This window comes from Polaromonas sp. P1_G1 (assembly GCF_056405595.1).
The window spans coordinates 1-436 of sequence record NZ_JBFUBU010000199.1 but is presented as its reverse complement, the minus strand read 5'-3'; the positions used below and the strand labels follow the sequence as shown (position 1 = coordinate 436).

1 protein-coding gene is annotated in these 436 nt (G+C 51.1%); it reads right to left on the bottom strand.

The features are described 5' to 3' along the window. Positions 1-127: 127 nt before the first annotated feature. A partial coding sequence (locus AC1D1Y_RS26455) for a hypothetical protein (RefSeq protein WP_477684962.1) occupies positions 128-436 on the bottom strand: 309 nt, incomplete at its 5' end.

Genomic DNA, 436 nt, shown 5'->3' with positions numbered 1-436 from the left:
ACCTGTGGCAGATCGCGCATCAGCGGAAAGGAGGACATTTCGTGGGGCCTAACTTTGGCGTTGTCCGGCGAGAAAGATAAGCCGCGCAGCGGTCTTTCGCAGCTGGAGGTCCGATACGAACAGCTTGTTATGAGTTGCCACGACAGAGACTCGGAACTATTTTGAGAGGACGGCCCCAGCACGACCAGGAAACCTTTTTTTCAGCCAAGGTAGGGGTAAAGATGAGCAAAACGCCAAGCTGTGGCGAATAGACTTTGACTTCGCCAGCCTCAGAGATGTCACGATAAGCAATTTCAATCTTTTCCTCATCTTTCGACCTCACGCCGAGTGCATCGGGAATAAGCTTTGACGCATCAAGTGTGACCCCGTGCGATGAATTTTCAAGCAAAGCGTTCTCGACCTTCACTCTTGAATCGGCGGTAAGAACAATCAGTTC